The sequence below is a fragment of the Streptomyces sp. NPDC006544 genome, from assembly GCF_040611715.1.
Lineage (GTDB): Bacteria > Actinomycetota > Actinomycetes > Streptomycetales > Streptomycetaceae > Streptomyces.
This window is the reverse complement of the sequence record NZ_JBEXOV010000092.1, coordinates 21,643-28,303: the sequence shown is the minus strand read 5'-3', so window position 1 is coordinate 28,303 and position 6,661 is coordinate 21,643. Positions and strand designations below refer to the sequence as shown.

Annotated in this window: 7 protein-coding genes; 4 read left to right on the top strand and 3 right to left on the bottom strand. The window is 66.7% G+C overall.

Annotation, left to right across the window (positions count from 1 at the left end; genetic code table 11):
• The 3 genes from ABZY44_RS30505 to ABZY44_RS30495 all read left to right on the top strand — a co-directional run.
• On the top strand, positions 1 to 867 hold an 867-nt coding region (locus ABZY44_RS30505; RefSeq protein ID WP_356659443.1), incomplete at its 5' end, for a transposase.
• A gap of 346 nt (positions 868 to 1,213) precedes the next feature.
• Positions 1,214 to 2,194, top strand: a complete 981-nt coding sequence (locus tag ABZY44_RS30500) for a hypothetical protein (RefSeq protein WP_356659441.1) — start codon at positions 1,214 to 1,216, stop codon at positions 2,192 to 2,194.
• A gap of 94 nt (positions 2,195 to 2,288) precedes the next feature.
• Positions 2,289 to 2,864, top strand: coding sequence for a transposase (locus ABZY44_RS30495; RefSeq protein ID WP_356659439.1), 576 nt, complete (start codon positions 2,289 to 2,291; stop codon positions 2,862 to 2,864).
• A 6-nt stretch (positions 2,865 to 2,870) separates the two neighbouring features.
• Here the strand turns inward: ABZY44_RS30495 and ABZY44_RS30490 are convergent, their stop codons facing one another.
• Positions 2,871 to 3,779 carry a S41 family peptidase gene (locus ABZY44_RS30490; RefSeq protein WP_356659437.1) on the bottom strand — a complete coding sequence of 303 codons (909 nt, stop codon included), beginning with the start codon at positions 3,777 to 3,779 and terminating at the stop codon, positions 2,871 to 2,873.
• Positions 3,780 to 3,923: 144 nt separating this feature from the next.
• On the opposite strand from ABZY44_RS30490, the gene ABZY44_RS30485 reads away from it, so the two are divergent.
• Positions 3,924 to 4,472 carry an ArsR family transcriptional regulator gene (locus ABZY44_RS30485; protein ID WP_356659435.1) on the top strand — a complete coding sequence of 183 codons (549 nt, stop codon included), beginning with the start codon at positions 3,924 to 3,926 and terminating at the stop codon, positions 4,470 to 4,472.
• A 256-nt stretch (positions 4,473 to 4,728) separates the two neighbouring features.
• Here ABZY44_RS30485 and ABZY44_RS30480 read toward each other — a convergent pair whose 3' ends face one another.
• Together ABZY44_RS30480 and ABZY44_RS30475 are read right to left on the bottom strand one after the other, a co-directional pair.
• A complete protein-coding gene (locus ABZY44_RS30480) occupies positions 4,729 to 5,079 on the bottom strand; it encodes a VOC family protein (RefSeq protein WP_356659433.1) in 351 nt (116 codons plus the stop codon).
• 631 nt (positions 5,080 to 5,710) lie between these two features.
• Positions 5,711 to 6,154 carry a transglycosylase SLT domain-containing protein gene (locus ABZY44_RS30475; protein ID WP_356659431.1) on the bottom strand — a complete coding sequence of 148 codons (444 nt, stop codon included), beginning with the start codon at positions 6,152 to 6,154 and terminating at the stop codon, positions 5,711 to 5,713.
• Positions 6,155 to 6,661 lie beyond the last annotated feature (507 nt).

The window sequence follows — 6,661 nt, the reverse complement described above, 5'->3', positions numbered from 1 at the left end:
CGTCCTGGTCGACGACGCGGCCGCGATTGCGGAGCTGGGCCCCTTCGACCTGGCCACCGCCGTCTACCTGTTCACGGGCGACCGGAGGCTTGTTGCCACCGCGCGATGCTGGACGCGATCCGCCACCTGGTCGACAACGGCACGAAATGGCGGGCCATGCCTGCCGACTTCCCACCGCGGGACCGGGTCTACGCGTTCTCCCGGCGCTGGCGCAACCGCGATCTGGTCCGCGAGTTCCACGCCCGGTTCCGCCGCCTGGTCCGCGAGCGGGCCGGGCGGGACTCGGAGCCGGGCGTGGGCGTGATCGACTCGCAGTCGGTCAGAGCGGACGCGGTCGTCGGCTCTGACAGCCGCGGCTTCGACGGCGGCAAGCTGATCAACGGGCGCAAGCGGCACGTCGTGGTCGACACCCTTGGCCTGCTGCTCGCGGTGATGGTCACCGCAGCGGATGTGGGCGACCGCGCCGCGGCCCAGGTCCTGCTCACCCAGGTCGCTGCCGCGCACCACCTGCTGGCCCTGGTCTGGGCCGACGGCGGATACGCCGACAGCCTCGTCGAGTACTGCCTCGCGGCCCTCGCGCTGGTCCTCGTCATCGTCAAACGCAGCGACGACATGCGCGGCTTCGTCGTGCTGCCCAAGCGGCACCCCGCTGAAAGTCATCACGACCGCGGCCAACGTCAACGATGTCACCCGAACATCAAGGGCATGGGCAAGCTCCGCTACGTCGTGGAGCAGACCTCCGCCCTGCTCCACCAGTTCAAACGACTCGCCGTCCGCTGGGAACGCCGCACCGAGCTCCACGACGCCTTCGTCTCTCTCGCCTGCAGCCTCATCTGCTGGAGACGCCTCAACAAGTCCGACTCATGATCGCGTTACGAGCTCTTAGCCTCACAACCTGATAGCGCACCCCGTCGACCTGGGAAAACCGGGTGTTTGGGACTCCCAGTCTCACAGCTTTAGCGGGTTCTGAAGCCGACTCCACTGTCCCCCGACGCCAGATATGGGCCGATTGTCAGAGACTTGGATACGCGCTACGGTCCTGTCTCTGGCGGGCCGAGAAGTTGAGGAGAACACGGGCGTTGCATCGTTATCTCAACGGAAACGTATAGCTGATGCCAGACTTTGCCAGGTATATGCGATGGGTTTGCCAGGCCAACTGGTCCTTATCGGTGCATACTTGGCAGATAGGACCATTGAATTAGCTGGGGGGAATATGGAACCGAATGATCCGTTTACGGTGATCGCGGATGTAGTTCGGATGGTCGCGGCTCCCCTGGGACAGGGGGTTGCAACCGCGACCGGGACGCGGTTGGGGGAGCTGGTCTCCGATCGGCTGCGCATGTCTCCGCAGGGACGGGCCGCGCAGGCGAGCCTAGATGTGAACCCGCCGGATGAGGTCACTGCAGAGGTGGTGCAGGCAAACGCCCGGACCGTACTACACGCGGAGGTGGAGCGCGATCCTGAACTGCTAGTTAACTTACGTGCAGCTCTCGACTCCCTGACACCACCTGCGACTGGGACCAATCATGGCATATCCATCCATGGGGCACGAAATAACTTCAAAGGTGTGAATGTCGCAGGTCGTGATGTTTCGATTATTAACCAACATCCGCTGGCAGCGTGGTTGGCGATCATCGGACTACTGGCCGTTCTCGGGATGGGTGGCTACCTCTTGCTACAAACAACCGATGACGCCGGCAAGGCCGAACCGTTGGGCAGTACGGCCCTGACACAGAAGGTCGTTCCCGATGAAGCCAGTCTGTCCGGAAACTGGCAAGTCACCGACAGGTTGCCGGCGGAGAAATGCCCGCCGGAAAATGACTGCAATGGGATCTTCGCGCAGGCCGAGTCGTTTTGGGCTCGCCCGGGGGGCGGCAAGGCAAGTGTTGAAGTCACGGCTTTCACGTCCGAGGGCGCTGCTTCCGACCGGTATGCACAGATAGTCCGCGAGCTCCAACACGAGAGAAAAGTGGACCTCGCGCAAATCGGCGCCGAGCGGATTGCGTTCGAGCCTGCCGGATCCTCCTCTTCATCCCCAGAGTTTCAGGCGTATGCCCGCACTGGAAGCGTGCTCATCAAAGTCGTCACGGCCGGGAATAACGCATCCGTCGTACTCCCCCAACTCCTGCGCACCTCTGTTGAACGCGCAGATCAGGCACAGCATGGAAAAGAACCTAATGCCGCCCTCAGCTGACCAGCCGGCACACTCAGTGGTTGTTGTCGTTCCGATCTTGTGGGGTGTTGGTCGAGCGGGGGTCCCGTTCGGGTGATCGCGGTGGGTTGCGGGCATGAGAGCAGGGCCTCTTGGTAGCTCGGTAGGTGTCTACGCCAACGAGTTTTCCCGGAGGCCCTGTTGTCGCAGTTCTACGCCTTCGTGCGGGCCGGGTCCAGTCCACTCACCCCGTCCGTCGTGTGCCTGCCTCGCGCACCGGTTCGGGAAGGCCGCGGACAACGGGACGCGGCAGCTGCGCTACCCCACCGATATGACGGACACGCAGTGGGCGGTGGTCCGGCCACTGCTGCCGGTGCCGGGCTGGCTGCGGGGCCGGGGCCAGGGCGGGCGACCGGAGGCTTATTGCCACCGCACGATGCTGGACGCAATCCACCACCTGGTCGACAACAGAACCAAATGGCGGGCCATGCCAGCCGTTTTCCCGCCGTGGGACCGGGTCTATGCCTTCTTCCGACGCTGGCGCGAACACGGTCCCCGATCGTCGAGTTCCACGACCGGCTGCGCGGGAAGGTCCGCGAGAAGGCGGGCCGTTTCATCGGGCCACCGCTGTGGGCGTCGGGTCTTGTCGTATGCCGATGTCGGCTGGGGGCCGACATCGGAGGCGCTGGGCGCAGTACGGCCGGTGGGCTGAACTGCGTCAGCCTGCCAGTTGGGCGAGGGCCAACGCGTGTGCGCGGTCGAGGGAGTCAGCAGCGGCGCAAGGGATGTCCGGCTGCACACCGACGCCCTCCCAGTTGGTGCCGGAGACGGGGTTGATGGCACGGCCCGTAGGGATACTGGCTTCCACATGCGGATGCACCGTCCAGCCCTCCCGCGGGTGCGCGCCGCCGCGGGTGCGCTCGCCGACGACGACGGCGCGCCCGAGCTGCTGCAGGTCGTACGCCAGTTCCTCGGCGGCAGAGAAGGTGGTGCCGCTGGACAGCACGTACAGCGGCTTGCTGCCACCGAAGCGGGCGCCGGGAACGTGCGGCAGGCTCCAGGACTGCTCGCTGCGCTCGCCGTCGCGCCAGTACATGGTGTTGAGGTGGGTGCGCTTGTCCAGGAGGTGGCTGCAGACGAAGGCCACGGTGTCCGGGTCACCACCGCGGTTGGAGCGAAGGTCCACGATCAGCGCCTGGGCGCGGGAAGCCAGGGTGAGCGCGGCGCTCAGCGCTTCGGCGGCCCATTCCAGCGGGAACAGCATCGGCGCCAGCTCCAGCACGGCGACGCCTCCGTCGAGCAGTTCCACCCGGGGCACACCGCCCAGCGACGTGTCGAAGTCCCGGCGCATGCTTTCCAGAACCGCCGCCCCCTGCTTGGGGGGCACCGCGTCGGCGTGGTACTTCAGGCTCAGGTGCCGGTCGCTGTTGACCGACTGCAGGTCCTGGGTGACCAGCCGGGCGAACTCCTCGGCGTCGTCGACGTCATAGGCGCCCTCGGTGAGGCGCCGCCGCAGGAGGCCGGCGAGCTGCTCTGCTATCTCGGGGAAAACGTAGTGCTCGGTCAGGAGCCGCGCTGTCTCGTCGATGACACGGGTCGGCCCAAGCTTCACAGGAGTAGTCGTCATGGCGGGGAGTAGAACACCGCCCTTTCGAAAGCGTCAAGCAAGTTGAAACCATTCCGGTATGCGCGACCAGCCTTCCGACGTCCCGCCTCCCGAGGATGCCTGGAGATCGGAACTCCGTAGCAGTTCGCGGCGCTCTCGTACCCGTTGCATCAGCAGTTGCTCTTCGCGCTGGGCCAACAGCCCTCCACCGTCAGCCCGATTGCGGCTCAGCTCGACGCGAAGAGGAGCGACGTGGCCCACCACCTCAAATTGCTCCGCGAAGCCGGACTGGTACGCGTCACCGAGACCCGGCAGGTCCGCGCGGTACCGAGCACAACTACCTGTGCACGGCCCACCACATGGTCGTCCCTGAACCCGAACGACAGGTACTGCCGCAACGCTCGCCGCGGTTGCCCGGGAGGTGGAGCGCTCACCCGCCGAGACGACCCACCTGACACTGCGCCAGCTGCGTCTCAGCCCCCGCGCGGCAAGAGAACTCGGCGAGACCCTAACCGAACTCCTCGGTGGGGCCGAGGGGAGTGCCTCGGACCAACCCGTGCACGGCGTGCTGGTAGCGCTCCCCGGGCGCGCCGCCCGCGCCCTGTACCCACGCCCGGCGCCAGCCCGGCGGAGCTGCATGGACATGCCCGTCCTTCCTGTCGGCGTGCCGGCCGGACGGCCGGACGGCCGACGAGCGTGCCGCCGAGTCCTTGATCGACCAGGGGGGTACATCGCAGGCGATCTGAGGGCGTATTTGCTGGAGCACTTCAACGTCATGCGCGACTTCTACAGGCCGTCGTCGGCATCGGCCTGGGCCTGTGCCTTAGCCATCGTGTCGTCGCGGGTCAGCTCCTCGAGCGCCCGGACCGCGCCTCGCGCCGGACCCGCGCCACGACTTTGCACCGGTCGAGGAGAATGCCAGCGACGACCAAGGCGACCGTCTCGTGCCTCGCGAGGGCGTGGCACGCGGTCACAGGCTGTGAGTGACGGGGTGCAGTGGTTCGTACAGCGAGAGTTCGGCGCCACTGGGGAGCTGGATCGCCGTCAGTTTGCCCCAGCGCTGCTGGGTGACCGGGCGGGTGATCTCGACGCCTTGCGCGCGGAACTCGTCGAGCTGGGAATCGAGGTCGTCGCACATCAGGAAGAACTCGTGCTGGGGCGGGCCTTCGGCCGGGTGGACGGCCACTTCGGCCGGGGGCAGCTTGAAGATCAGCCAGCCGCCGCCCGCGTCGATGCCGGGAAAGCCCAGGACGTCACGGATGAAGGCGCGGTCCGCCTCGGCGTCCTGGCTGTAAAGGATGACATGTGCACCGCTGATCATGGCTGGCTCCCTGCCTGCCGACGTGCTGGCGGCCGTGTCCCCGGCATCCTGGCACGCTCGGAATGGAGAACACCTTCGGCTGCGTTCGATGACACGACGGGTGGCGTTGCATGACGTCGGACAAGAACCGCACTCACGCGGCGGCGCCTCGAGTGCGGCGGGGGTCCGCCCGCGTCGCCGCCGTCGCGCCCAGGATTCGGGTGTGGATCCAGGCCGACTGTACCCTCCGGCCCTGCGGGAACGGGCTAGGCGCGGAACACCAGGAAGCAGCTCGTCGGTCAGGTTCCCTCAGGCGGACCGGTGCCCCGAGGAGTCGCCGCGGTCATCGGCTTCCTCTGCGACAGCGCCGCCGCGTCGGCGCCCCTCATGACGCCTACGGCGGCATGCGCTACCTGCCTCGGACCAGCCCCATCCATCACAGCCGTGGCTCCCGGTTCCCCTGTCGGAACCTGCAATAGCGGCGGAGAGCGAGCGGGGACATGACGTTTCCGGGCTGCACTGGGAGTGAGGGGCGCTTTCCGTGAGCTCGGCGGCTGCACACGCGAAGACGCCCGGCGGGAAAGTCCCTGCCGAGCGTTTTCGTGCGCCTGCTGCCCGCCCCCTGCTGTGGTGGTGGCTGCCTGCTGGTGGCTTAGTACCAGTGGTTGGCGGACCAGAAGTTCCAGGCGCCGACGGGGCTGCCGTAGCGGGAGTTCATGTAGTCCAGGCCCCACTTGATCTGGGTGGCCGGGTTGGTCTTCCAGTCCGAGCCCGCCGAGGCCATCTTCGAGGCCGGCAGGGCCTGGACCAGGCCGTAGGCGCCCGAGGAGGAGTTCGTCGCGGTGTGGTTCCAGCCGCTCTCGTGCGAAATGATCTTGTCGAAGGCGGCGAACTGGGCCGGGTCCTTGATCATCCGGTGCGCGATCGCCTTCGCGTCCATCGGAGCCGCCTGGGCGGGAACCGTGGCGAGCATGCTGCCGGCGACGCCCAGGGCGACGAGGGAACCGGCGAGGGTCTTCTTGGAAGCGGCGATACGACGGATGACCGAACGAGACACGGATGAACCTTTCGAAGGCGGCAGAGGCAGTCGCGGCATGCCGTAGACATGCGTGAGCCACTCACACACAGGAGAGGGGTTCGTCGGCGGCGGGTGAAGCACCCGTGCCGCCCGGCGACATCAACCAAGCTGCCAGGCCCACACGACGCTGGCAACGACCCCTCCTACTAAGGAGCCTCGGAAAGGAGCACGCTGCGGGCTAGAGCGCAGCTGCCAGGATCCGTGCAGCTGGGAGCAGGTGCACACGAAGACAAACCGGGCCTCGAGGAGCTACTAGGTCGGTTCGTATGTGACGTAGGCCCTATGGGGCGTGTCACCAGCAGAGGCCCCCAATCTCACACCGCGTGACCGCGTCCATACCCGTCCGGACAATGATCGGAGCGGTCCGAACCTCCGGAATCGGAGACGGCGGGGCACCGACTCCGACCTTCACCACCCGCCCGATGATCCAACCGACCAAACCCCCCTTGCCGGGCAGAGCACCGAAGCCAGCTGGAGGCCTTGATACCCGGCCAGCCACCAGCAGAGGATTCCGCTGACCTGCAC

Coding starts and splice junctions, on each gene's coding strand:
- ABZY44_RS30495 (WP_356659439.1), top strand. CDS start 2,289: ATGAGAGCAGGGCCTCTTGGTAGCTCGGTAGGTGTCTACGCCAACGAG.
- ABZY44_RS30500 (WP_356659441.1), top strand. CDS start 1,214: ATGGAACCGAATGATCCGTTTACGGTGATCGCGGATGTAGTTCGGATG.
- ABZY44_RS30490 (WP_356659437.1), bottom strand. CDS start 3,779: ATGACGACTACTCCTGTGAAGCTTGGGCCGACCCGTGTCATCGACGAG.
- ABZY44_RS30480 (WP_356659433.1), bottom strand. CDS start 5,079: ATGATCAGCGGTGCACATGTCATCCTTTACAGCCAGGACGCCGAGGCG.
- ABZY44_RS30475 (WP_356659431.1), bottom strand. CDS start 6,154: ATGCCGCGACTGCCTCTGCCGCCTTCGAAAGGTTCATCCGTGTCTCGT.